The sequence below is a fragment of the Micromonospora costi genome, assembly GCF_003626655.1.
Classification (GTDB): Bacteria; Actinomycetota; Actinomycetes; order Mycobacteriales; family Micromonosporaceae; genus Micromonospora; species Micromonospora costi.
Genome location: NZ_RBAN01000002.1, coordinates 689,096 through 713,624, shown reverse-complemented (window position 1 = coordinate 713,624; position 24,529 = coordinate 689,096). Strand labels below are relative to the sequence as shown.

The window sequence follows — 24,529 nt, the reverse complement described above, 5'->3', positions numbered from 1 at the left end:
CTGGGATCCGGGCAGTCGCGAGCCCGGGCCCGCCAGGCAGGAGCGTCGCCCGCCGCCCACGACCCCCGGGCGGCGGGCGACGAACCCGCCGGTACGCCGGCCGGGTGTGGTGTGGGGAAGCATCCACACCCGGCCGGCCCCACACCCGGTGCGTCTTCCTCCGCACCACCTCGACCCGGCGTCCGCCGGCGGAACGTCCGCCGCCGGCCGGCCGCCTCGGCCACGTGGAGGAGACAGTCCCATGCCGACCAACCCGGCCCAGCCACCGACGGTGCCGGCACACGTGCTGCCGCACCGCACCCCCGCCCAGCTCCTCGCGGTGGCCCGGCACGGGCTCACCGAGGCCGGCCAGACCCGTCCCGACGGCCTCCGCTACGCCGCCGCCCACCTGGCCGCGCTGCGCGCGGCGGCGGCGATGCTCGCCGCCCGCGCCCGGCCCGCGCCCACCCGGCGCAACGGCATCACCAGCGTCTGGGTCCTCCTCTCCGCCGTCGCCCCCGAGCTCGACGAGTGGGCCCGTTACTTCGCCGCCGGGGCCGGCAAGCGTGCCGCCGCCGAGGCCGGCATACCCCGGGTGGTCAGCGCCCGGGAGGCCGACGACCTGCTCCGCGCCGCCGAACAGTTCGTCTCGGTGGTGGAGACCGCGCTCGGCGTGGCCCACCAACCGGCACTCGACGGTCTCGCCGCCTGACCCGCCGGTTCGGCGCGTCCGCCGGTCCACACCGGCCGGAGCGTCCAAGCCTCGCCCCGGTCGGAACGTCCACCGGCCCCGCTCCCCGCCGGGAGCCGGGCGCCTCGGTGCGTCCGGCCACGGCGGGCCGCGGTGGCCGGCCGTCCGGCGGGGGGAGCCGGACGGCCGGGCGCCGGGCCCGACAGCAACACCTGATCCAGCAGCAACGACGGGGGGTTGGTCCGATGGCGGGCCGCATGGTGGTCGGTTCCGCCGCACTGGCCGGTCTGGTCCGTCCGGCGAGCGCGCCGGATCCGGCGGGTGGCCACCGGGTCCTGCCGGTGACCCCCGAGCTGACCGGGCTGCTGCCCAGCCGGGGGCTGCGCCGGGGCAGCACGATCGCGGTCGCCACCGGGCAGCCACGGCGCAGCGGCGGCACCTCGCTGGTGCTGGCCCTGCTCGCCGAGGCGTCCCGGGCCGGTTCGTGGTGCGCCGTGGTGGGCGTGCCGACGTTCGGGGCGACCGCGGCCGCCGAGCTCGGGATCGCCCTGGACCGGCTCGCCCTGGTGCCCAACCCCGGGCCCGACTGGGCCACCGTCATCGCCGCGCTGATCGACGGGGTGGACGTCGTGGTCACCGCGGTGCCCGCCACGGTCTCCGCCTCGGTCGCCAACCGGCTCGCCGCCCGGGCCCGGCAGCGCGGGTGCGTCCTCGTCCCGTACGGCCGGTGGGACGGCGCGGACGTGACGTTGCAGGTGGTCCGGGGCGCCTGGGAGGGGCTCGGCCCGGGCCGGGGCCGCCTGCGCCGCCGGGAGGTCACCGTCTCGGCGCGGGGCCGCGGGGCCGCCGCCCGGCCCAAGGAGATCAGGGTCTGGCTGCCCGGCGACGAGCTGACCCGGGTGATCCCCCGCGCCGTGGCAGCCGCCGCCGGTCGACCGGCCGCCACGCGGCCCCACCCGGTGGCCTCGCCCGGCCGCGCCGTCGCCGGGGTGTCCCGCCGCGGCGCGCTCACCCTGGTCGGCCCGACATGACCGACACGCCGGCGCGCACCCTGCTGCTCTGGTGCCCGGACTGGCCGGTCCTCGCCGCCGAGATCGTCGACGGGGTGCCGGCCACCGGCCCGGTGGCCGTCCTGCACGCCAACCGGGTGGTGGCCTGCTCCGAGAGGGCCCGGGCCGAGGGGGTGCGACGGGGCCTGCGCAAACGGGAGGCGCAGGGGCGCTGCCCCCAGCTGACCGTCGTCGAGTACGACCCGGGGCGGGACGCCCGGGCGTTCGAGCCGGTGCTCGCCGCGGTGGAGGAACTGGTCGCCGGCGTGGAGGTGGTCCGTCCCGGCGCCTGCGCGCTGGCCGCCCGCGGGCCGAGCCGCTACTTCGGCGGAGAGGAGGCGGCCGCCGAACGCATCATCGAACACGTCGCCCAGACCTGCGCCGTGGAGAGCCAGGTGGGCATCGCCGACGGGGTCTTCGCCGCCGGGCTGGCGGCCCGTACCGGCCGGATCGTGCCGCCCGGCGGGACCCCGGCGTTCCTCGCCGGGCTGCCGGTCGAGGCGCTGGGCCGGCCGGCCCTTGTCGACCTGCTGCGCCGGCTCGGGGTGCGTACCCTCGGCGACTTCGCCGCGCTGCCCGCCGGCGACGTGCTGGCCCGGTTCGGGTTCGACGGGTCGCTCGCCCACCGGCTGGCCGCCGGGCGCGACCACCGCCCGCTCGCCGTCCGCCAGCCGCCGGCCGACCTGACGGTGACCGCCGAGTACGACGAGCCGGTCGACCGGGTCGACGCCGCGGCGTTCGCCGCCCGGGCGCTGGCCGAACAGCTGCACGACCGGCTGGCCGGGCACGGGCTGGCCTGCACCCGGCTCGGCATCGAGGCGGTCACCGCACACGGCCAGGAACTGCACCGGGTCTGGCGGCACGACGGCCTGCTCACCGCCGCGGCCATCGCCGACCGGGTGCGCTGGCAGCTCGACGGCTGGCTCACCGGGAGCAGCGGGCGCGGCGGCACCGGCCGGCCCCGCCCGACGGCGGGGATCATCCGGTTGCGGCTGATCCCCGACGGGGTGATCGCCCAGGCCGGCCTGCAATCCGGCCTGTGGGGGGAGACCGGCGAGGAGCGGGAGCGGGCGCACCGGGCGTTGAGCCGGGTGCAGGGCATCCTCGGCCCGGAGGCGGTGCTCACCGCGGTGCTCGGCGGCGGGCGGTCCCCGGCCGACCAGGTGCGGCTGGTGCCGTGGGGCGACGAGCGGTTGCCGGCGCGCCCGGGTGAGCCCTCGCCGCCCGGTGAGCCGGCCCGGCCGGGGGAGCCGCCGTGGCCCGGCCGGCTGCCGCCGCCCGCACCGGCCGTGGTGCTGCCCGCCCCGCTCACCGCGACCGTGCACGATGCCGCCGGCGAGCCCGTGGTGGTCAGCGCGCGGCTCGAGCTGAGCGCCGCCCCCGCCCGGCTGGCCGTCGGCACCGCCCGCCCGGTGGAGATCACCGGCTGGGCGGGGCCGTGGCCGGTCGACGAGCGTTGGTGGGCGCCGGTCGAGGCCCGGCGCCGGGCCCGGTTCCAGGTCGGCCTCGCCGACGGCACCGCCCTGCTGCTCGCGGTCGAGGCCGGGCAGTGGCTGGTGGAGGCGGTCTATGACTGAGCACGGCGGGGTGTGGTGCCCGGGCGTGTCCCGGCGGTGGGCACCCGCGCCCGACGACCTGATGCCTCTGGGGCATCACTGTGCCCCTGAGGCATCACGCTCGTCGAAGGCGCCGTCCGCGGGGCGTGGGCCGACGGCGACACGGGTGGCCGGATGAGCTTCCACAACCCGAAGATGCCCTGGTCCGAGCTGGAACGGGTGCTCTCCGGCCGCCCCGGCGGCGGCCGGGGGCGGTCCCGCGACGAGCGGCACCTGCACGTGGTCGACCCGCTGGCGGTGGACGCCGACGGCGGGGACAGCCCCGCCTGGAGCCGCAAGCGGGAGCAGTACCAGCCGCCCGCGGTGACCCGCCCGGAGGGCGCGGTCCCGTACGCCGAGCTGCACGCCCACACCAACTTCAGCTTCCTCGACGGGGCCAGCCACCCGGAGGAGCTGGCCGAGGAGGCGGCCCGGCTGGGGCTCACCGCGCTCGCCGTCACCGACCACGACGGCTTCTACGGCGTGGTGCGCTTCGCCGAGGCGGCCCGGACGCTGCACCTGCCCACCATCTTCGGCGCCGAACTCTCCCTCGGCCTGCCCGGCCCGCAGAACGGGGAACCGGACCCGCTCGGGCGGCACCTGCTGGTGCTGGCCCACGGCCACGAGGGGTACGCCCGGTTGGCCAGCACGATCGCCCGGGCCCAGCTGCGCGGCGGAGAGAAGGGCCGGCCGGTCTACGGCGAGCTGGAGGAGGTGGCCGATGAACTGCGCGACCACGTGCTGGTGCTCACCGGCTGCCGCAAGGGGCACGTGCCGGCGGCGCTGCTCACCGAGGGCGTCGACGCGGCGGCCCGCGAACTGGACCGGCTGACCGCGCTCTTCGGCGCGGAGACCGTCGCGGTGGAACTCACCGACCACGGCCACCCGGTCGACGCGGACCGCAACGACGCGCTCGCCGAGCTGGCCGCCGCGGCGGGCCTGCCCACGGTGGCCACCAACAACGTGCACTACGCGACCCCGGGGCGACGCCGGCTGGCCACCACGGTCGCCGCCGTCCGGGCCCGGCGCAGCCTGGACGAGATCGACGGCTGGCTGCCCGCCGCCGCCACCGCCCACCTGCGCAGCGGGGCCGAGATGACGGCCCGGTTCGCCGCGTACCCGGGTGCGGTGGCCCGGGCCGCGGAGTTCGGCGCCGAGCTGGCCTTCGACCTCCAGCTGGTCGCGCCGGAGCTGCCCGCGTACCCGGTGCCGCCGGGGCACACCGAGATGAGCTGGCTGCGCCACTTGACCGAGCAGGGGGCCCGGGAGCGCTACGGCCCGCGGGAGGCGCACCCGACGGCGTACGCGCAGCTCGACCACGAACTGGACATGATCGAGTCGCTGGGCTTCCCCGGCTACTTCCTGGTGGTCTACGACATCGTCACGTTCTGCCGGGAACAGGACATCTACTGCCAGGGCCGGGGTTCGGCCGCGAACTCGGCGGTCTGCTACGCGCTGCGGATCACCAACGTCGACGCGGTCCGGCACCAGCTTCTCTTCGAGCGGTTCCTCGCACCGGAGCGGGACGGGCCGCCGGACATCGACGTGGACATCGAGTCCGACCGCCGGGAGGAGGTGATCCAGCACGTCTACACCCGCTACGGCCGGGAGCACACCGCCCAGGTGGCCAACGTCATCTCGTACCGGCCCCGCTCGGCGGTGCGGGACGTGGCCAAGGCGTTCGGCTTCTCGCCCGGCCAGCAGGACGCGTGGAGCAAGCAGATCGACCGGTGGGGCTCGGTCGCCGCGGTCGACGTGGCGGACATCCCCGAGCAGGTCGTCGAGTACGCCAACGAACTGCAGACGTTCCCCCGGCACCTCGGCATCCACTCCGGCGGGATGGTGATCTGCGACCGTCCGGTGATCGAGGTCTGCCCGGTGGAGTGGGGGCGGATGCCCGGCCGCAGCGTGCTCCAGTGGGACAAGGACGACTGCGCCGCCGTCGGCCTGGTCAAGTTCGACCTGCTCGGCCTCGGCATGCTCTCCGCGCTGCACTACGGCTACGACATGATCGGGATGAGTCTGGACCTCGGCGACATGACGCTGGACGACCCGGAGGTCTACGACATGCTCTGCCGGGCCGACTCGGTCGGGGTGTTCCAGGTGGAGAGCCGGGCGCAGATGGCCACCCTGCCCCGGCTCAAGCCCCGCGAGTTCTACGACCTGGTGGTCGAGGTGGCGCTCATCCGGCCCGGCCCCATCCAGGGCGGCTCGGTGCACCCGTACATCCGGCGCCGCAACGGCCAGGAGCCGGTGACCTTCGCGCACCCGCTGATGCGCAACGCTCTGGAGAAGACCCTCGGCGTGCCGCTGTTCCAGGAGCAGCTCATGCAGCTCGCCATAGACCTGGCCGGCTTCGACGCGGCCGGCGCCGACCAGTTGCGCCGGGCGATGGGGGCGAAGCGCTCGGTGGAGCGGATGGCGAAGATCGCCGACCGCCTCTACGCCGGCATGGCGGAGCGGGGCATCACCGGCGAGCTGGCCGACGACGTCTACCGCAAGCTCACCGCGTTCGCGAGCTACGGCTTCCCGGAGAGCCACGCGATGAGCTTCGCCTACCTGGTCTACGCCAGTTCGTGGCTCAAGCGCTACCACCCGGGCCCGTTCCTGGCGGCGCTGCTCAACGCCCAGCCGATGGGCTTCTACTCGCCGCAGACCCTGGTCGACGACGCCCGCCGTCACGGGGTGGAGGTACGCCGGCCGGACATCAACGCGAGCGGGGCGAAGGCGGTGCTGGAGTCCACCCCCCAGACCCGCTGGGGCAGCGTGCCGGGGGAGCCGCCGCACGCGTGGGGGCTGGGCGGGCCCGCCGTCCGGCTCGGACTGTCCAGCGTGCGTACCCTCGGCGACGAGGTGGCCGAGCGGATCGAGGCCGAGCGGACGGCCGGCGGGCCGTACCGGGACATGCCGGACCTGGCCCGGCGGGTCGGCCTGACCGCCGCGCAGCTGGAGGCGCTGGCCACCGCGGACGCCTTCGCCTGTTTCGGGCTGAGCCGCCGGCAGGCGCTCTGGGCCGCCGGCGCGGCGGCCCAGGACCGGCCGGGCCGGCTGCCCGGCACGGTGACCGGCGCGTCCCCGCCCACCCTGCCCGGGATGGAGGCGGTGGACCGGCTGGTCGCCGACGTCTGGGCCACCGGCCTGTCCCCGGAGAGTCACCCGGCCCGGTTCATCCGTGACCGGCTGGACGCCGTCGGCGCGGTGCCGATCGCCGGGCTCGGTCGGGTGGAGCCCGGCCAGCGGATCCGGGTCGGCGGGATCGTGACCCACCGGCAGCGGCCGGCGACCGCCAGCGGGGTCACCTTCCTCAACCTCGAGGACGAGACCGGCATGCTCAACGTGACCTGCTCGCCGGGGCTGTGGCAGCGCTACCGGCGGGTGGCCCGCACGAGCGCCGGTCTCGTGGTGCGGGGCCGGCTGGAGCGGCACGAGGGCGTGCTCAACCTGGTCGCCGACCGGCTGGACGCGATCGAGCCGCCGGTCAGCCCGGCCTCCCGCGACTTCCGCTGACCCGCCACCCCGCAGCGGCCGACCGGCCGTCAGCCGGCCAGGGCGGCGAGCGCCGTGCCGGCGCTGCCGATCAGCCCCAGTAGCACGATCCGCCGGAACACCCTCGGGTCGATCCGGTGGAACACCCGGTTGCCCAGCCACCAGCCCAGGGGCACGGCGGGCAGCGCGACGAGGGAGAGCCGCAGCACGTCGGCGTGCACTTGACCGGCGAGCAGGAATCCCGCCAGTCCCATGAGGCCGGTGCCGGCGAACGTCGCGGCCACCGTCGCCCGGAACACGCGCGGCTCGTAGCCGAGCGAGTGGAAGGCGGCGACGAGCGGCGGCCCGTTGGTGCCGGTGGCGGCGGTGAGCACGCCGACGAGCACGCCGACCGCGCCGAGCCCCACCGGCCCGGTGCGGATCCGGACGCCGGACCAGACCAGGGCGACGCAGCCGAGCACCACCACCGCGATGATCGCGCTGAGCGCCCGTTCCGGCGCCCGCGCCAGCACGAGCAGGCCCACCGGGAGGCCGAGCAGCGCGGCGGCGTTGAGGATCGCCGCGACCCGCCACCGGGCGTACGCGCGCTCCCGGACGGCGGCCGTGAGGGTCAGCCCGATGCTGGTCAGCGCGGAGACCACGACCGCGGAGCGGGGATCGATCGTCGCGGCCAGCAACGGTACGGTCACCAGCGCGTAGCCGAAGCCGCTGACCGCCTGGGCGAAGGCGCCGAGCAGCACGATGCCGAACGCGACGAGCGGCAGGATCACGCGGACGAGCCTGACCGCTGGGTCGGCGGACCGGGCGACGGCCCACCTCCCGCGAGACCCAGGCCACAGGCGCTTACCGGCAGAGGCGGAATCGCCGCATCGGGGGTTTGAAATTTCGGAGAAGAGGAGAAGTGCTGGTCCGCGCGGGCAGGGTGGCCCGTGCGGTCTCAGGAGGATGCCATGTCACGGAAACTGCGGGCGACCGCGCTCGCCGGGGTGCTCGCCCTGGCGGTCAGCGGTTGCGGGGGAGTCGGCGGTGGCGGGAAGGACAGCGGTGGCACCGCCGCCAAGGGCACGCTCAGCACGATGGGTTTCGGCCTCTCCGACGAGATCGCCAGCACCCGGGTCGACGCGTTCAAGCGTGACCACCCGGACGTCGACCTGAAGATCACCGAGGGTTCCTTCGACGAGCAGCAGTTTCTCTCCGCGGTGGCCTCGGGCAACCCGCCGGACCTGGTCTACATGGACCGCAAGCTCATCGGCACGTACGCCACCCGGGGCTCGATCCAGCCGCTCACCGACTGTATCGAGAAGCAGAACATCGACATGGCGCAGTACCGGCCGGCCGCCAAGGACCAGGTCACCCTGGACGGCACGGTCTACGGCATCCCCGAGTTCTCCAGCGTCCGCGTGCTCTACCTCAACGAGTCCCTGCTCAAGGATGCCGGCCTCACCGCCGCCGACGTGAACCTGGCCGACTGGGCTGGCCTGCCGGCGCTCAACGCGAAGCTCGCGCACGTCTCCGGCGGCCGGCTCGACCGGATCGGAATAGACCCGAAGATCCCCGAGTTCCTGCCCATGTGGGCCAGGGCGAACGGGGTCGACATGATCAGCCAGGACGGGCGGACCGCCAGGCTGGACGACCCCAAGGTGGTCGAGGCGCTGACCACCGGCCTGAAGCTCGTCCAGGACCAGGGCGGGTTCGGCAGGTTCAAGTCGTTCCGGGACACGTTCGACTTCTTCGGGGCGCAGAACCCGCTGGTCAAGAAGCAGATCGTCGCCTGGCCGATGGAGGAGTGGTTCCTCAACCAGGCGTCCAAGAACAGCCCGAAGGCCGAGCTGGTGGTCAAGCCGTTCGTGGATCGGCAGGGCAAGCCGCTGACCATGTCCTCCGGGCAGGCCTGGGTGATCACCAAGGGCGCCAAGAACCCGGACGCCGCCTGCGCCTTCGCCAAGCAGATGACGGCCACCGACACCTGGCTCGCCGCCGCGAAGGCGCGCGCCGACGCCCGCAAGGCCGCCGGCCAGCCGTTCACAGGGGTGTGGACCGGCAACGTCGAGGCCGACAAGAAGATCTTCGACGAGCTGTACCAGCCGACGGGCAACAAGCGCTTCGACGACGCCGTGGCGACCATCCGGTCGGTCCAGGACGTCGCGTTCGCCATGCCGGCCTCGCCAGCCGGCGCCGAGTTCGACAAGGCCTGGTACGACGCCGTGAACCGGGTGCTCGCGGGCCAGGCGCAGCCGGCGGAGGCGCTGGCCCGCGCCCAGCAGGAGGCGACGGCCGCACTGGACAAGGCCGCGAAGTAGCCGGTCATGGCCACCACCGTCAGCGCTCCCGCACCGAGCGCTCCCGCTCCGGGCCGGCGACGTCGTCCGTCGCTGGCCCGGCGGGAGGCCCGCTGGGCATGGCTGTTCCTGGCGCCGTGGATCGTGGGGTTCCTGGTGTTCCAGGCCGGCCCGATGATCGCGAGCGCCTGGCTGAGCCTCACCGAGTACGACGTGATCAACCCGCCGGAGTACACCGGGCTGGACAACTACCGGGAGTTGATGGCGGACCCGCAGGTCGCCCGCGCCCTCGGCAACACCGTCTACTACACGGCGTTGCACGTGCCGCTCGTGATGGTCATCTCGCTGGGCCTGGCGCTGCTGCTCAAGCGGGTGGGACGGTTGCAGGGTTTCTTCCGGACCGTCTTCTACCTGCCGGTGATGACGCCGGCGGTGGCCGTCGGCATCCTGTTCCTGCTGCTGCTCAACACCCAGGACGGCCTCATCAACCGGGGGCTCGCCCTGGTGGGGATCGACGGCCCGAGCTGGACCACGGACCCGCACTGGGTGATGCCGGGCATCGTCCTCATGAGTCTCTGGAGCCTCGGCTCCACCGTGATCATCTACCTGGCGGCGCTGCAGAACGTGCCGCGCGACCTGTACGAGGCGGCGAGCATCGACGGGGCCGGCGGCTGGGCCCGGTTCCGGCACGTGACCCTGCCGATGATCTCCGGTGCGCTCTTCTTCACGCTGATCGTCAACACGATCGCGTCGCTGCAGATGTTCACCGAGGTCTACACCATGTACTTCGGCAACCGCGAGACGCAGAACAGGTTCAACAGCGACGCCGCGACGTTCTACGTCATCCACCTGTTCCAGGAGGCCTTCCAGTTCCTGCACATGGGGTACGCCTCGGCGATGGCCTGGCTGCTCTTCCTGATCATCATGGTGATCACGCTGGTGCAGGTGAAGCTCAGCAACCGGTTCGTGTACTACGAAGGGGAAGACAAGTGACGGGGATCAACGGCCACAACGGTGTGGCCAACGCGCGTCGTACGCGGCTCGCCGCCGGCTGGGTGCCGGAGCACCACACGGAGCCGCGCGAGTACGAGGTGACCGACGGCCCGGTGGCCAACGCCCGGCGTTCCCGGGCCGAGCGCGACCCGGCGGCGGGGGCCGAGTCGTGACGGCCGCGGTCGAGCGGAGCGCCGTCGCCCCGGTATCCGGCGTCGAGCCGGCCGGGACGGCGCTCCGCCGACCGGCGGCGCAGGAGGGGCGCCGCCCGGTGTGGCAGCGCGTGCTGTTCGTGTGCGCCCTGGTGGGCGCCGCGGTGATCTTCATGTTGCCGTTCGTCTGGCTGATCGGCGCCTCGCTGCGCCCCCGCGAGTACGTCTTCGCGCCCGGGTTCCTGCCGGTGCCGTTCGCGCCGGACAACTACGCCGACGCCTGGCGCGCGGCGCCCCTGGTCACCTGGCTGCTCAACAGCGTGGTGGTCGGGGTGGCCGCCGCGGCCGCGGTCACGCTCTCCAGCGCCTGGGTGGCGTTCGGGTTCGCGTACTTCCGGTTCCCCGGCCGGAACCTGCTGTTCGGGCTGGTCCTGGCCACCATGATGCTGCCGTTCGCGGTCACCATGATCCCGACGTACCTCATCTGGTCGGAGCTGCGGCTCACCGACACGCAGGTGCCGCTGTGGGCGGGCAACCTGTTCGGCTCGGCCTTCTACATCTTCCTGCTGCGGCAGTTCCTGCTCTCGCTGCCCCGCGAGTACTTCGAGGCGGCCCGGGTCGACGGGGCGAGCTACCCGCAGCTGTTCTGGAAACTGGCCTTCCCGCTGATCCGCCCGGCGCTGCTCGTCGCGTTCGTCTTCGAGTTCAAGGCGAGCTGGACGGACCTGCTCAAGCCGCTCATCTACCTCCGCGACGAGCACCTCTACACCCTGCCCCGCGGGCTCAAGGTCGTGTTGGACCGGTTCGGGTACGGCGGCGAACAGCAGTGGGAGGTGGTGCTCGCCGGCAGCGTGATCGCCACCGTCCCGATGATCATCCTGTTCTTCCTTGCGCAGCGCCACTTCATCGAGGGCATCGCCACGACCGGTCGCAAGGGCTGAGTGGACCGGGTGACTAGGCTCGACCGGGTGGAGCAGACCCGAGGCCGGTTCGCCGGGCCGCCGCTGACCCCCCGTACCGCCGTGATCTGGTCCGTGCTGCGCGCCGAACTCGACCGGCGGGGCGGCGACGACCTCACCGTCCTCGACGTCGGCGGCGGCACGGGCGGCTTCGCCGTCCCGCTCGCCCAGGCCGGGCACCGGGTGACCGTGGTCGACGCGAGCCCCGACGCGCTCGCCGCGCTGACCCGCCGGGCCGCCGAGGCGGGGGTGGCCGACCGGGTACGTGCCGTGCAGGGCGACGGCGACGCCCTCGCCGGCCTGGTCGAACCGGCCGCGGCTGACCTGGTGCTCTGCCACGCGGTCCTCGAGGTGGTCGACGATCCGGAGTCCGTGGTGGCCGCACTGGCGACCGCGCTGCGCCCCGGCGGCGCGGCCAGCGTGCTGGTGGCCGGCCGGGCCGCCGCCGTGCTCGCCCGCGCCATGAACGGCCACCTGGACGTCGCGGCCGCCCTGGCCGCCACCCCGACCGGCGCCGCCGGCCCCCGGGACACGCTGCACCGCCGCTACGACGCCGACGGCGCCGCCGCGCTGCTGCGCGCCGCCGGGCTCGTGGTCGAGGAGATCCACGGCGTACGCGTCCTGGCCGACCTGCTGCCGGCCACGGTCGCCGACGGCCAGCCGGGCGCCCTCGTCGACCTGGAGCGGGCACTCGCCGGCCGGCCACCGTACCGGGACCTCGCCGCCCAGCTGCACCTGTTCGCCCGCCGGCCCGCATGACGCGACAGACCCCGCCGCCGTCCGGCCCGGCGGCCCCCGACCCGGGCCCGCTCGCGCCCGTCGCGCCCCGGTACGGCGACGGCAGCCTCGCCGACGTGCTGCCCAGCGCGCTCGCCGTGCTCGGCGTGCCCGGAGCCGTCGACCGGCTCGGCCTGACCGAGCGGCTCGCCGGCGTACGCCGGGTGGCCGTGCTGCTCGTCGACGGGCTCGGCTGGTACCAGATCCCCACCGCCACGCCGTACGCCCCGACGCTGGCCGGGCTCGCCGCCACCGTCGGGCGCCCTCTCACCTCCGGCTTCCCGTCGACCACCCCCACGAGCCTGGTGACCCTGGGCACCGGCGCCGCGCCCGGCGCGCACGGGGTGCTCGGCTTCACCGTCCGGGTGCCCGGCACCGACCGGGTGCTCAGCCACATCGAGTGGGCCGCCGACCCGGACCCGCTGCGCTGGCAGCCCGTCCCGACCCAGCTGGAGCGGGCCCGCGCGGCCGGGGTCGCGGTGACGGTGGTGACCCGGCCCGAGTTCGGCGGCAGCGGGCTCACCCTCGCCGCCAACCGGGGCGGCGACTTCCGGGGCGCCGCCGGCGTCGACGCGCTCGGCGACGCCATGCTCGCCGCGCTGACCGCCGGCACCGGCCCCACCCTCGTCTCCGGGTACCACCCCGACCTGGACCGGCACGGCCACCTCACCGGCGTCGACTCGGCGCCGTGGCGGGTCGCCGCGGCCGAGGTGGACGCGCTGCTGGCCCGGCTCGTCGACGGGCTGCCGCCGGACGCCGCGCTGCTGGTGACCGCCGACCACGGCCAGCTCGACGTGCCGGCCGGGCACCGGTTCGACCTCGACACCGACCCCCGGCTGCGGGCCGGAATCGAGGTCGTCGCCGGGGAGGCGCGGGTGCGCTACCTGCACGTGCTGCCGGGAGCCGTCGAGGACGTGGTGGCCGCCTGGTCGGCCGTCCTCGGTGACGCCGCGCGGGTGCGTACCCGCGACGAGGCCGTCGCGGCCGGCTGGTTCGGGCCGGTTCCGGAGGACCACCTCGCGCGCATCGGCGACGTGGTGGTGACGTGCAACGACACGTACGCCGTTCTGGCCACCCGGTCGGAGAGCCCCCTCGCGTCGCGGCTGGTGGCCTACCACGGGTCGGACACCGCGGCCGAGATGACCATCCCGCTGCTGGTCGTCCGCGGCTGACCGTTCCCGGCGGTCCGGTCCGGGGCCGTTTCCGGTCGTGCCGGTCCGGGGCCGGCCGTTTCCTCTCGTACCCCGGGCTGGCCGTTTCCTCTCGTACCCCCGGGCTGGCCGCTTCTGGTCGTACCCCCGGGCTAACCTGCCGGGATGGGCCGCAGCCAGTCGTTGCCACGAGGCGGTGATCCGCGCTTCGGGCCGGACGCCGACGACTCGGGCAGCCCGATCCTGCACGTCGACATGGACGCCTTCTTCGCCTCCGTCGAGGTGCGCAGCCGGCCCGAGCTGCGCGGCCGGCCCGTGATCGTCGGCGGCCTCGGCGCCCGTGGCGTCGTCAGCTCGGCCAGCTACGAGGCCCGCCGCTACGGCGTACGCAGCGCCATGCCGATGATGCGGGCGCGGGCACTCTGCCCGCAGGCCGTCTACCTGGCGCCCGACTTCTCCGCCTACACGGCCGCCTCCCGCGCCGTGATGCAGATCTTCCGCGACGTCACCCCGTTGGTGGAGCCGCTCTCCCTCGACGAGGCGTTCCTCGACGTGGCCGGCGCCCGCCGGCTCTTCGGCTCGCCGGCGGAGATCGCCCGCGCGATCCGCGCCCGGGTCGCCACCGACCAGCAGCTCACCTGCTCGGTCGGGGTGGCGCCCAGCAAGTTCGTGGCGAAACTCGGCTCGACCCGGGCCAAGCCCGACGGCCTGCTCGTCGTACCAGCCGACCGGGTGCTCGACTTCCTCCACCCGCTGCCCGTCGACGCGCTGTGGGGGGTCGGTGAACGCTCGGCGGAGGCGCTGCGCCGGCTCGGCCTCGCCACGATCGGCGATCTCGCCGAGGCGCCGTACGCCATGCTGCGCAAGGCGCTCGGCGAGGCCGCCGCCGGCCACCTGCACGCCCTGGCCTGGGGCCGGGACCCGCGCGCCGTGAGCCCCGAGCACGTGGAGAAGTCCATCGGGGCGGAGGTGACCTTCGACGCCGACGTGGCCGACCCGCTGGAGATCCGCCGTGCCCTGCTCGCCCTGGCCGATAAGGTCGGCGCCCGGCTGCGCGGGGCAGGTCAGGTGGGCCGGACGGTGTCGCTCAAGGTGCGGCTGGCCGACTTCCGGACGCTCTCCCGCTCCCGCACCCTCCCCGTGCCGACCGACACGGCCAGGGAGATGTTCGACACGGTGTGGGCGCTCTTCACCGCGCTCGATCCGGGCGAGCGGGTGCGGCTCGTCGGCGTACGCATGGAAGGGCTCGCCGCGGCGGGCGACACCCCCCGGCAGCTCGCCCTCGGCGCTCCCGAGCGGGGTTGGCGGGAGGCGGAAGCTGCTGCGGACGCCGCCGCTGCCCGATTCGGGCGGTCCGTCATAGGTCCGGCCAGTCTGCTCGGCAACCGTGATGCTCGCCGAAATGAAAATCCACGCCGGCCATAGGTCGTCCCGCTTTCCGACGCGCGACCCCCCTCGTAGACTTGCGGGTAAGCAGCCGGTTGGCTGCCACGGTCTGTCGGTCCGAACGGGCCGACCAACGTGACCGGGGAGGAGTGCCGTGCCGCTCTCGGAGCACGAGCAGCGGCTGTTCGAGCAGATCGAGCGGTCGCTTGCCGAGGACCCCAAATTCGCCTCGGCCGTGCGCGCCAGCGACCCGCGTTTCCACGCGCGGCGTCGCCTGCTCGTCGCTGCCGGCGTCATCATCGCTGGTCTGGCCCTGCTGGTCTACGGCGCGGTGATCAAAACTCCGCCGCTGGCAGTGGCGGGTTTCGTCGTCATGTTGGCGTCGGCCGCCTTCGCCGTGCAGTCGCACCGCCGGGCCCAGTCACCCGACCTCCACGTGGTGGGTGGCACCACGAGCCGGCGTCGTGGTCGCGGTCGTAGCCGAACAGGCCGACGCCTGTCGTTCCTCGACCGCATGGAGGACCGGTGGCGTCAGCGCCCGGAGGGACACCGCTGAGCAGCCCCGGCCGCTGAACCAGCCAGCGGTCACACCGGCCCGGCCGTCGCACCGGGCCGGCCGCTGTTTTGTCCGACCGCCGTTCGGGTCGGCCCTCGTCGGGTGGCCTGGCTCTAGTCGGCCGGTGTTCGGCCTGGCGTCGTCGGGGGCGGCCTGGTTTTGTCCGGCCGCGTCGCCGCCGCGTTCCACGCGCTTGATCGACTCGACTTCCGTGATGCCGCGGTGTCCGGGGGCGTGGGATGCCGCGACTTCAGTGAACCCGAGTCGATCTTTCCCGAGTGCCCGCCGGGGATGCCCGCGCCGACGAGGGCGCCCGGCTGATCGGCCCGCCGCCGCGTTGACCGGCGGCGTATCGGCTGGTCACCGGTCGATACGGGTCGTGACCGGGCCGCGGCGGTCGGGCGCGGCCGGCTCATCCGGCTCGCCGCTCAGCGTCGCCAGATCGGCGATGTGACGGGGTCCGAGCCGTGCGGATACCGCCGTATCGGCGATCTGGTGTCGATCTTGGGCGTCGACGGGCGGGTTGACCGGGCGCGAGTCCGTTCCCGGCGCGTCGCCCGCGGCCGCTTGATCGACTCGGCTTCCGTGATGTCGCGGTGTCCGGGGGCGTGGGACACCGCGACTTCAGTGAACCCGAGTCGATCTTGCCCAGCCGGCCAGGCGCGCGACCGTCTGAGCCCGGACTGGCCGGGGCCGGGCGGGTCACCCCCACCCGGCCCCGGACGGGTCAGCGGGCGGCGCGGTCGGCCAGCAGGCGGCGCGGGTTCCAGCGCAGCAGGCGGTGCCTGTTGCGGCCGGTCAGCGCCACCATGCGGGCGGACGTGTCGGCCAGGGCGATCCGCCAGCGCAGCAGCACCGACGGCGGGAGGAACGCGGCGAGCAGCCGGGTGCGCCGGTCGGCGCCCGCGGCCAGCGCACCGCGGACCGCGCGCAGCGCCGGGGCCAGCGGCTGGCCGGCGAGCGGATCGCGCGCGTACCGGGCCCGCTCCTCGGCACGGCCGAGCAGCCGTACGGCGGTGACGGCCTCGGCGTGGTCGGAGAGGGTGTCCCGGACCAGCCGGTCGGCGGTGGACCGGGGCGTCTCGGTCCGGTCGACCCGCACCCGGTAGTCCACCAGCGTGTCCAGCAGCTCGTCCCACGCGGCGTGCGCGTCGGCCCGGGCCTGGTCGGCGTCGGCGCCGACCACCACCACCCGCGGGGTGTCGGTCGGGCCGACCCCCACGTCGGGTACGGACGCCGCGGCGGGCGTCGCCGCCCGGTTGCCCCTGCGGCGGCGCAGCGTGAGGCGGCGCAGCGCGGGTACGGCCAGCAGCAGGAGCAGGGCCAGTGAACCGGCCAGCCACCACGGCCAGACCGGTGCCTGCTCGGTCGGGGTGTCGGAGCCGACCGACAGGCCGGTGTCGGTGTCCCGGTCGGCGGCGTCCGGGCCGGCGGCGCCGGGGGACTCCTCGGCCGTCTGCGGGGTGTTCGGCGCGCCGGGCTCGTCGCTGACCGGGTCGGGGGCGTCCGTGTCGGGCGCCCACGCCGAGCGGGTGGAACCGGCGACCCCGTACGCCGGGGTGGCGTCGAACGGCACCCAGCCCATCCCGTCGAAGTAGACCTCCGTCCAGGCATGCAGGTTGCGGTTCGTCAGCGTGAACGTGTTGCCGTTGCGGTTGCTGCCGTTGGTGAAGCCGAACGCCACCCGGGCGGGGATGCCGGCCTCGCGCACCAGCCAGGCCATGGCCGCCGCGTACTGCTGGCAGAAGCCGACCTTGTTGGTGAGGAAGTCGACGATGTCCTTCCCGCTGGTGCCGCCCTCGGTGCTCAGCCGGTAGCTGAACCCGTTGTCCGACGAGAAGTAGTCGTAGATCGCGCGGACCTTGTCGTACTCGGTCGCCTTGTCGCGGACGAGCCGCTTGACCAGGTCCTCCACCTCGGGCACCGGCGGGGTCTCGGTCTGCCGCCGCTGCATCAGCGGGTGGTCGGCGGGCAGCGGCCGGGCGGTCCGCAGCGCCGCCGGACTGTACGTCGAGCGGACGTACTCGAAGGAGTAGCGCTTGCCGCGCGAGTTCTCCCGGTTGGAGTAGACGAGCTGGCGGTCGTTGTCGTAGAGCCAGTTGCCGTTCAGGTCCTCCGTGCCGGCCAGCTCCGAGTAGATCGGCAGCAGCGGCATGGTGAGGTCGCGGGTGATCTCGACGGTCGCCCGGAACCGCTGCTGGCGGACGTCGCCCTCGCCGCGTGCGGCCGGGTCGGGCATGTCGCGGTTGACCGGCCGCCCGCTCGGGTTGGTCACGCGGAAGCCGTCCGGCTCCAGGTCGTCGGCAACCCCGAACCGCAGGTAGAACGGGTCCGGCTCGTCGGTGGTGACCTTCACGAGGTCGGCCACCTCGGACTGGTTGAGTTGGCCGCTGAGCGCGGCGAACAGGTCGATCCGGCCGGGTGGGCCGCCCTGGCCGTTCCGACCGTTGCCGTTGCCGTTGCCCGGCCCGGCGGTCAGGGTGTCGAGCAGGCTTCCGCTCATCCCGGGCACGGGCACGAGCGGCAGGAGCACCGCCACCGCCACGCCGAGCACGGCGAGCCGCCGGCCCGCGGCGGCCAGCGGGGACGCCTCCCAGACGTCCACGTCGCGGCCGTCGCCGGTGAAGCGCCGGCCGAACCGGCGGACGCGGTCGACGTTGTCGGCCCCGAGGAGCCAGAGGTAGCCGACGGCGCCGATCACGAAGGGGACCGGCGGGACGCTGTTGACGTAGACCGCCACCGGGACGGAGTAGATGGCGAGCATCGGCAGGCCGGCCAGAGCCGGGCGGCGCAGCCCGACGGCCAGCAGGTCGACGACCACGGCCACCGCGCCGACGCCCAGGACGGTGATGAACAGCAGCGGATCGGTGTCGGGCACCTCGACGCCGTACGAGCGCATGTCCTGCACCGAGCCGCGGACCAGCTCCCCGAAGTGCGAGAGGGTGGCCGGGGTGGGTATGACGGCGAGCAGCTCGCTGCCGCTGGGGAACAGCCAGGTGAGCGCGAGCACCAGCCCGGCCAGCATGCCGAGCACCTGCCCCCACAGCGGGGCGCGCAGCGCGCGGGTCAGGGCGGCCACGCCGGCCACCACGGCGACCGCGATGGCCGACTCGATGAGCCACGTCCAGCGCTCGAAGATGGCCGACAGCGGCGCGGCGGCGAGCAGTGTCGCCCCGGCCGCCACCAGGCCCAGGTTGCGGTTGCCGCTCACGCCACCGCTCCGCTCCGCTTCGCGGCGGCGCGAGGCGCCACGCTGCTGTGCCGAATGGTTCGCTCGCTCCGCTCGCTCACGTCGGCGTCCCTCCGCTCATCGCATCCCTCCGGCCACCGTCTCGGCGAGCGCGGCGCGCACCGCGAAGCCCTGCGAGCCCCGGGCCGCCTGCGGCCAGATGGCCGGCAGCCGGCTGCCGTGGTCGACACCGATGACGCGCCAGCCGCTCTGCAGCAGCGCCAGCGCGGCGGCCGCGTGCGCCCGCTCGGCCTCGGTGCGCGCCTTGTCGGGCAGGTTGAGCCAGGTCGTGCTGTCCATGAGGAAGCCGACGCAGGTGGCGCCGTTGGCGCGCAACCCGGCCAGCAGCTGCGCCTCGGCCGTGGTGAGCGAGCCGAAGACGCCGATGATCAGGCCGCCGTCGGCGCGTTGCCGGACCCGCTGCACCAGGCCCGTGACCTCGGCCCGCTGGTCGAGGCGGACCTCGGCGAGCTGATCGAGCAGCAGCCCGTCGCCGCCGGCCTCGGAGGCGTCCACGTCCGCGCCGGAGCCGGTGACCAGGCGCAGCTTGTAGCCGGCCTGGCGCAGGTGCACGGCGATGCTCGCGGTGGCCGAGACCGCCCACTCGAAACTGGCGGTCGGCCCGTCGCCCCGGTGGCCGTACGCGCGGGTGTCGAGGACGACGGTCGCCCGGCTCTCCCAGGGCTGTTCCTCCCGGCGCACCATCAGCTCGCCGGTGCGCGCCGTCGACTTCCAGTGCACCCGGCGCAGGTCGTCGCCCCTGCGGTACTCGCGGGTCGCCGCGTCGTCCTCGCCGTGCACGGCCACCGACCGGGCCCGGCTGTCGCCGCTGCCGGCGTACTCACCGGGCAGTCGCACCGAGGGCAGCGGCGTGACCTGCGGGATCACCGTGAGGTGGTCGATGCTCGGGAAGGCACGGCTCATCTCGCACAGCCCGAAGGGGTCGGTCAGCCGGACCACGAGCGGCCCCACCTCGTAGCGGCCGCGCACGTCGGCCCGGACGGTGTACGCAACGGAGCTGGCCTGGTGGGCGCCGAGCCGCTCCAGCACCACGCGGGGCCGGCTGCCGAGAGCGTACGGCAGCCGGTCCTCCAGCAGCAGCGTGCCGGTGGGCAGGCGGGACATGTTCTGCAACCGCAGCACGACCCGGGAGCTGGCGCCCACCGGCACCCGGTGCGGGTCCAGCGAGCGGTTGCAGGCCAGCTTGTAGCGGCTGCGGCCGACGTACGCCGCCGCCAGCAGCGGCAGGACGGCGAGCAGCACGGCCACCCGGAGCAGGTCCTTCTCGCCGAGGATCCCCGCCGAGACGGCCGCGGCGATCGCGGCCGCCAGGAACGAGCGGCCCCGGGTGGTCAGCCCGCGGAGCCCTTCGCGCACGTCACGGCCTCCGCGGCTCGTACGGCCCGCGCCCGTTGTTGGGTGCCGGCCGGGTGTCGTAGGGGGAACGCTTGCGGTCGTGCGGCAGCGGCAGCCGGTGCACCAGCTCGGACACGATCGCGTCCGTGGTGCGCCGGGCGAGCTGGGCGTCGGCGGTCGGGATGATGCGGTGCGCCAGCACCGGCACGGCGAGGACCTGGAGGTCGTCGGGGAGCACGTAGTCGCGTCCCTCGAGGGCGGCCACGGCGCGCGCCGTGCGCAGCAGCTGCAGGGTGGCGCGGGGGGACGCGCCCAGGCGCAGGTCGGGGGCCTCGCGGGTGGCGGTGACCAGGTCGACGGCGTACTGCTTGACCGCGTCGGCCACGTGCACCTGGCGGACCGTCGCGATCAGCTGCCGGACGGTGTCGGCGTCGGAGACCGGGCGCAGCTCGTTGAGCGGGTCGGTGCCGCCGTGGCCGTCGAGCATGGCCAGCTCGGCGCCCGCGTCCGGGTAGCCCATCGCGATCCGGGCGGTGAACCGGTCGCGCTGCGCCTCGGGCAGCGGGTAGGTCCCCTCCATCTCGATCGGGTTCTGGGTGGCGATCACCATGAAGGGGGTCTGCAGCTGGTAGGTCACGCCGTCGACGGTGACCTGGCGCTCCTCCATGCACTCCAGCAGCGCCGACTGGGTCTTCGGCGACGCCCGGTTGATCTCGTCGCCGACCACCAGGTTGGCGAAGACCGCGCCCGGACGGAACTCGAAGTCGTGCGTCTCCTGGTTGTAGACGCTCACGCCGGTGACGTCGCTGGGCAGCAGGTCGGGCGTGAACTGGATCCGGCGCACCGAACAGTCGATGGACCGGGCCAGGGCCTTGGCGAGCTTCGTCTTGCCGACGCCGGGGACGTCCTCGATGAGGAGGTGACCCTCGGCGAGCAGGACGGCCAGCGCGAGGCGGACGGTCGCCGTCTTGCCCTCGATGACCTGCTCGATGTTGGCCACGATGGCCTCGCTGGCGGCGCGGAACTCGTCATGCGGCAGCAGGCCGCCGACCTCGTCCCAGGTCTGTTGTGTCACGGGCCTCCTCCTCGTCGCCGGACGGCAGCTCTGTAATAGAGCACCTGGACCCGCCGTTGGGTTCGCGACGCCGAGCCTCGTCTGCCGCACCATTCACTGGCCTCTCAGGCTAACCATGTTTCTCGTCGTCGCCGACCCCCGCACCGAGACCGCCGGTTACGCCCCGAATATTCGCCGGGTCGGGGGAACATCAGCGATCCCCATGCGGGTAACCCGATCGGCTGCGGAGGGGGCGGGCATGCACCGGCAACGGGACATCTACGGCGACACGGGCGACGGGGGACGCCGAGCTGCTGCCGTTCGTGGCCGACCTCGACGCGTGCGCGCTCGTGGTCATCGACGTCCAAAACGACTTCTGCTCACCCGGGGGGCTGGACGGAGCGGTCGGGCCTGGACCAACGGCCTGCCGGGCGGCGGTCCCGGGGGCGGTGCGGGCGGTGCGGGCGGCCCGCCGGCACGGCATGCCGGTCCTCTGGGTCGTGGGGCGCGGAGCTGGTCGACGAGCTCCGGGAGCTGGTCGAGGCCGACGACATCCGGGTGCCGAAGTACCGGATGAACGGCTTCCACGACACCCACCTCGACCAGGTGCTGCGGGCCCAGGGCATCCGAGCACGGACCGTTTCGCCGAGCCCACGCACCTCACGGGAGGCGGCTGACGCCCCGGCGTCCCGACGCGTGGACGTGGGACGCCGCCCGCCTCCGGCCTGGGGGTACACTGCCGTCATGGCCGGAGTCTTCCTGCTTCTTACCGAGCCGTGCTGATGCGCTGAACGCGCGACAGCACGGCGGCCCCTCCTGCGCGAGGGGCTTTTTTGTGCCCGCCATTCGATGGCCCGCCACCCGATGACCCGTCGCCCGCCGGCCGGCGACGGGCGGTGAACAGCAGCAGACCGCACGAGACGACCGCGCCGAGCGACGCGAGGAGACGCGATGAGTGAGGCAGCCGCACCGGCGGGGGACATCCCCCCGTTCCGGTACACCGCGGCCCTGGCCAACGAGATCGAGGGCCGTTGGCAGGACTACTGGGAGCGGGAGGGGACCTTCCACGCTCCCAACCCGACCGGGCCGCTGGCGGACCCGGCGCACCCCCGCTCGGGCGCGGACAAGCTCTACGTGCTGGACATGTTCCCGTACCCCTCCGGGGCGGGTCTGCACGTCGGTCACCCGCTGGGCTACATCGGCACCGACTGCTTCGCCCGCTACCAGCGGATGGCCGGCCGCAACGTGCTGCACGCCATGGGCTTCGACGCGTTCGGCCTGCCGGCGGAACAGTACGCCGTGCAGACCGGCACCCACCCGCGCACCACCACCGAGGCGAACATCCAGCGGTACAAGGCGCAGCTGCGCCGGCTGGGCCTGGCCCACGACGAGCGCCGCTCGGTGGCCACCATCGACGTCGACTTCTACCGCTGGACCCAGTGGATCTTCTTGCAGATCTTCAACTCCTGGTACGACCGGGACGCGAAGAAGGCCCGGCCGATCGCCGAGCTGATCGCGGAGTTCGAGGGCGGCAACCGGCCCACCCCGGACGGGCGTCCGTGGGCGGAGCTGTCCGTGGCCGAGCGCCGGCAGGTCGTCGACGACCACCGGCTGGCGTACGTCTCGGAGGCCCCGGTCAACTGGTGCCCGGGCCTGGGCACCGTGCTGGCCAACGAGGAGGTCACCGCGGACGGCCGCTCCGAGCGGGGCAACTTCCCGGTCTTCAAGCGGAACCTGAAGCAGTGGATGATGCGCATCACCGCGTACGGCGACCGGCTGCTGGACGACCTGGACGCGCTGGACTGGCCCGAGCCGATCAAGCTGATGCAGCGCAACTGGATCGGCCGGTCGACGGGCGCGCACATCGACTTCCCGACCGCCGTCGAGCCGATCCGGGTGTTCACGACCCGGCCGGACACGATCTTCGGCGCCACCTACATGGTCCTGGCGCCGGAGCACGAGCTGGTCGACGCGCTGGTGCCGGCGGCCTGGCCCGAGGGCACGAAGGACGCCTGGACCGGCGGGCACGCGAACCCGCGCGCGGCCGTCGAGGCCTACCGCAAGGCGGCGGCGGCCAAGACCGACGTGGAGCGGCAGGCCGACACCAAGGAGAAGACCGGCGTCTTCGTGGGGGCGTACGCCACGAACCCGGTCAACGACGCCCAGATCCCGATCTTCATCGCGGACTACGTGCTGGCCGGCTACGGCACCGGCGCGATCATGGCGGTGCCCGCCCAGGACGAGCGCGACTGGGCGTTCGCCGAGGTCTTCGACCTGCCCATCGTCCGGACGGTGCAGCCGTCCGAGGGCTTCGACGGCAAGGCGTACACCGGGGACGGCCCGGCCATCAACAGCGCCGCGCCCGACCGCGGCCTGGACCTGGACGGCCTGGGGGTCGCCGACGCGAAGGCCCGGATCATCGCGTGGCTGGAGGCGAACGGGCACGGCCGCGGCGCGGTCACCTACCGGCTGCGGGACTGGCTGTTCAGCCGGCAGCGCTACTGGGGCGAGCCGTTCCCGATCGTGTACGACGAGACCGGCGCGGCGATCGCCCTGCCCGACGAGATGCTGCCGGTCGAGCTGCCGGAGGTGGACGACTTCTCGCCGAAGACGTTCGACCCGGAGGACGCGAACTCCAACCCCGAGACCCCGCTGTCCCGCCGTCGGGACTGGGTCGAGGTGGAGCTGGACCTGGGTGACGGCCCGAAGCGGTACACGCGGGAGACCAACGTGATGCCGCAGTGGGCCGGCTCGTGCTGGTACGAGCTGCGCTACCTGGACCCGACCAACCCCGACCGGTTCGTCGACGCGGAGAACGAGCGGTACTGGATGGGCCCGCGCGAGGCGGGCGACTGCGGCGGCACCGACCTGTACGTCGGCGGCGCCGAGCACGCCGTGCTGCACCTGCTGTACGCGCGGTTCTGGCACAAGGTGCTGTACGACCTGGGGCACGTGTCGTCGTTCGAGCCGTTCCGCAAGCTGTTCAACCAGGGCTACATCCAGGCGTACGCGTACACCGACGCCCGGGGCAGCTACGTGCAGGCCGAGGAGGTCATCGAGCGCGACGGCGGCTACTACCTGGGCGACGTCCAGGTCAACCGCGAGTACGGCAAGATGGGCAAGTCGCTGAAGAACGTGGTGACCCCGGACGAGATGTGTGCGGCGTACGGCGCCGACACGTTCCGGGTCTACGAGATGTCGATGGGCCCGCTGGAGGTGTCCCGCCCGTGGGAGACCCGGGCGGTCGTCGGCTCGTACCGCTTCCTGCAGCGGGTCTGGCGGGCCGTCGTCGACGAGCAGACCGGCGAGTCTCGGATCACCGACGACCCGGCCGACGAGGCGACCCGGCGACTGCTGCACAAGGTGATCGACGGGGTCCGCGGCGACATGGAGGGGATCCGGTTCAACACCGCGATCGCCAAGCTGATCGAGCTGACCAACGCGGTCACCCGGCTGCCCGCCACCCCGCGTGAGGTGGCCGAGCCGCTGGTGCTGATGCTGGCGCCGTTCGCCCCGCACGTCGCCGAGGAACTGTGGCGGCGGATGGGCCACGACAGCTCCCTGGCGTACGCGGACTTCCCGACCGCCGACCCGGCGCTGCTGGTCACCGAGTCGGTGACCTACCCGGTGCAGGTCAACGGCAAGGTCCGGGGCCGGATCGAGGTGCCGGTCGACGCGGCCGAGGAGACGGTGCGGGCGGCCGCCCTGGAGGCCGTCGCGGCCAGCCTGGCCGGCAAGGAGCCACGCAAGGTCATCGTGGTGAAGGGCCGCATGGTCAGCGTCGTAGCCTGAGGCCGCTAACCCCTAGCCCCGTCGATCATGCACTTGTGGTGCCCG

17 protein-coding genes and 1 pseudogene are annotated in these 24,529 nt (G+C 74.1%); 14 read left to right on the top strand and 4 right to left on the bottom strand.

Features of this window, described 5'->3' with window-relative positions; translation table 11 throughout:
• The first annotated feature begins 241 nt into the window (after nucleotides 1-241).
• The 4 genes from D7193_RS13970 (at nucleotide 242) to D7193_RS13955 (ending at nucleotide 6,821) form a co-directional block, all read left to right on the top strand.
• Complete coding sequence (locus D7193_RS13970) at nucleotides 242-691, top strand: SAV_6107 family HEPN domain-containing protein (protein WP_120779907.1); 450 nt, start codon at nucleotides 242-244, stop codon at nucleotides 689-691.
• Between the two features lie 224 nt (nucleotides 692-915).
• Nucleotides 916-1,701 (top strand): hypothetical protein, encoded by a 786-nt coding sequence (locus D7193_RS13965; protein ID WP_241562979.1) that lies wholly within the window; start codon nucleotides 916-918, stop codon nucleotides 1,699-1,701.
• Nucleotides 1,698-3,296 carry a DNA polymerase Y family protein gene (locus tag D7193_RS13960; protein WP_120779906.1) on the top strand — a complete coding sequence of 533 codons (1,599 nt, stop codon included), beginning with the start codon at nucleotides 1,698-1,700 and terminating at the stop codon, nucleotides 3,294-3,296. The genes D7193_RS13965 and D7193_RS13960 overlap by 4 nt, the downstream gene beginning before the upstream one ends.
• Before the next feature lie 153 nt (nucleotides 3,297-3,449).
• Nucleotides 3,450-6,821, top strand: a complete 3,372-nt coding sequence (locus D7193_RS13955) for an error-prone DNA polymerase (RefSeq protein WP_120779905.1) — start codon at nucleotides 3,450-3,452, stop codon at nucleotides 6,819-6,821.
• A 29-nt stretch (nucleotides 6,822-6,850) separates the two neighbouring features.
• Here the strand turns inward: D7193_RS13955 and D7193_RS13950 are convergent, their stop codons facing one another.
• Complete coding sequence (locus D7193_RS13950; RefSeq protein ID WP_158674808.1) at nucleotides 6,851-7,570, bottom strand: sulfite exporter TauE/SafE family protein; 720 nt, start codon at nucleotides 7,568-7,570, stop codon at nucleotides 6,851-6,853.
• 180 nt (nucleotides 7,571-7,750) lie between these two features.
• Between D7193_RS13950 and D7193_RS13945 the strand changes: the two genes are divergently transcribed.
• From D7193_RS13945 to D7193_RS13915, 8 genes are all read left to right on the top strand, one after another.
• The gene (locus D7193_RS13945; protein WP_120779903.1) at nucleotides 7,751-9,100 is read left to right on the top strand and encodes an extracellular solute-binding protein; all 1,350 of its coding nucleotides are present in this window, start codon (nucleotides 7,751-7,753) and stop codon (nucleotides 9,098-9,100) included.
• A 6-nt stretch (nucleotides 9,101-9,106) separates the two neighbouring features.
• Nucleotides 9,107-10,072 (top strand): carbohydrate ABC transporter permease, encoded by a 966-nt coding sequence (locus D7193_RS13940; RefSeq protein WP_120779902.1) that lies wholly within the window; start codon nucleotides 9,107-9,109, stop codon nucleotides 10,070-10,072.
• Nucleotides 10,069-10,245: a hypothetical protein gene (locus tag D7193_RS33700; protein WP_174242620.1), complete on the top strand. Its 177-nt coding sequence runs from the start codon at nucleotides 10,069-10,071 to the stop codon at nucleotides 10,243-10,245. The genes D7193_RS13940 and D7193_RS33700 overlap by 4 nt, the downstream gene beginning before the upstream one ends.
• Nucleotides 10,242-11,165: a carbohydrate ABC transporter permease gene (locus D7193_RS13935; RefSeq protein ID WP_120779901.1), complete on the top strand. Its 924-nt coding sequence runs from the start codon at nucleotides 10,242-10,244 to the stop codon at nucleotides 11,163-11,165. Before D7193_RS33700 ends, D7193_RS13935 begins: the two co-directional genes overlap by 4 nt.
• A gap of 9 nt (nucleotides 11,166-11,174) precedes the next feature.
• On the top strand, nucleotides 11,175-11,942 hold the full coding sequence (locus tag D7193_RS13930) for a methyltransferase domain-containing protein (protein WP_120780396.1): 768 nt from the start codon (nucleotides 11,175-11,177) through the stop codon (nucleotides 11,940-11,942).
• A complete protein-coding gene (locus D7193_RS13925) occupies nucleotides 11,939-13,132 on the top strand; it encodes an alkaline phosphatase family protein (RefSeq protein ID WP_120779900.1) in 1,194 nt (397 codons plus the stop codon). Before D7193_RS13930 ends, D7193_RS13925 begins: the two co-directional genes overlap by 4 nt.
• A 144-nt stretch (nucleotides 13,133-13,276) precedes the next feature.
• The gene (locus D7193_RS13920) at nucleotides 13,277-14,536 is read left to right on the top strand and encodes a DNA polymerase IV (protein ID WP_120779899.1); all 1,260 of its coding nucleotides are present in this window, start codon (nucleotides 13,277-13,279) and stop codon (nucleotides 14,534-14,536) included.
• 115 nt (nucleotides 14,537-14,651) lie between these two features.
• On the top strand, nucleotides 14,652-15,053 hold the full coding sequence (locus D7193_RS13915) for a DUF3040 domain-containing protein (protein WP_120779898.1): 402 nt from the start codon (nucleotides 14,652-14,654) through the stop codon (nucleotides 15,051-15,053).
• 727 nt (nucleotides 15,054-15,780) lie between these two features.
• On the opposite strand, the gene D7193_RS13910 is transcribed toward D7193_RS13915, so the two are convergent.
• From D7193_RS13910 to D7193_RS13900, 3 genes are all read right to left on the bottom strand, one after another.
• A complete protein-coding gene (locus D7193_RS13910) occupies nucleotides 15,781-18,264 on the bottom strand; it encodes a transglutaminase TgpA family protein (protein WP_120779897.1) in 2,484 nt (827 codons plus the stop codon).
• Nucleotides 18,265-18,360: 96 nt separating this feature from the next.
• Complete coding sequence (locus D7193_RS13905) at nucleotides 18,361-19,659, bottom strand: DUF58 domain-containing protein (RefSeq protein ID WP_120779896.1); 1,299 nt, start codon at nucleotides 19,657-19,659, stop codon at nucleotides 18,361-18,363.
• Between the two features lies 1 nt (nucleotide 19,660).
• Nucleotides 19,661-20,713 (bottom strand): AAA family ATPase, encoded by a 1,053-nt coding sequence (locus D7193_RS13900; RefSeq protein WP_120779895.1) that lies wholly within the window; start codon nucleotides 20,711-20,713, stop codon nucleotides 19,661-19,663.
• Between the two features lie 302 nt (nucleotides 20,714-21,015).
• Here D7193_RS13900 and D7193_RS34850 point away from each other — a divergent pair.
• Nucleotides 21,016-21,475, top strand: a pseudogene (locus tag D7193_RS34850) (isochorismatase family protein).
• A 168-nt stretch (nucleotides 21,476-21,643) separates the two neighbouring features.
• Nucleotides 21,644-24,484: a leucine--tRNA ligase gene (gene leuS, locus D7193_RS13890; protein WP_120779893.1), complete on the top strand. Its 2,841-nt coding sequence runs from the start codon at nucleotides 21,644-21,646 to the stop codon at nucleotides 24,482-24,484.
• The last annotated feature ends 45 nt before the right edge of the window (nucleotides 24,485-24,529 follow it).

Coding starts and splice junctions, on each gene's coding strand:
- D7193_RS13945 (WP_120779903.1), top strand. CDS start 7,751: ATGTCACGGAAACTGCGGGCGACCGCGCTCGCCGGGGTGCTCGCCCTG.
- D7193_RS13940 (WP_120779902.1), top strand. CDS start 9,107: ATGGCCACCACCGTCAGCGCTCCCGCACCGAGCGCTCCCGCTCCGGGC.
- D7193_RS13970 (WP_120779907.1), top strand. CDS start 242: ATGCCGACCAACCCGGCCCAGCCACCGACGGTGCCGGCACACGTGCTG.
- leuS (WP_120779893.1), top strand. CDS start 21,644: ATGAGTGAGGCAGCCGCACCGGCGGGGGACATCCCCCCGTTCCGGTAC.
- D7193_RS13965 (WP_241562979.1), top strand. CDS start 916: ATGGCGGGCCGCATGGTGGTCGGTTCCGCCGCACTGGCCGGTCTGGTC.
- D7193_RS13960 (WP_120779906.1), top strand. CDS start 1,698: ATGACCGACACGCCGGCGCGCACCCTGCTGCTCTGGTGCCCGGACTGG.
- D7193_RS13955 (WP_120779905.1), top strand. CDS start 3,450: ATGAGCTTCCACAACCCGAAGATGCCCTGGTCCGAGCTGGAACGGGTG.
- D7193_RS13920 (WP_120779899.1), top strand. CDS start 13,277: ATGGGCCGCAGCCAGTCGTTGCCACGAGGCGGTGATCCGCGCTTCGGG.
- D7193_RS13925 (WP_120779900.1), top strand. CDS start 11,939: ATGACGCGACAGACCCCGCCGCCGTCCGGCCCGGCGGCCCCCGACCCG.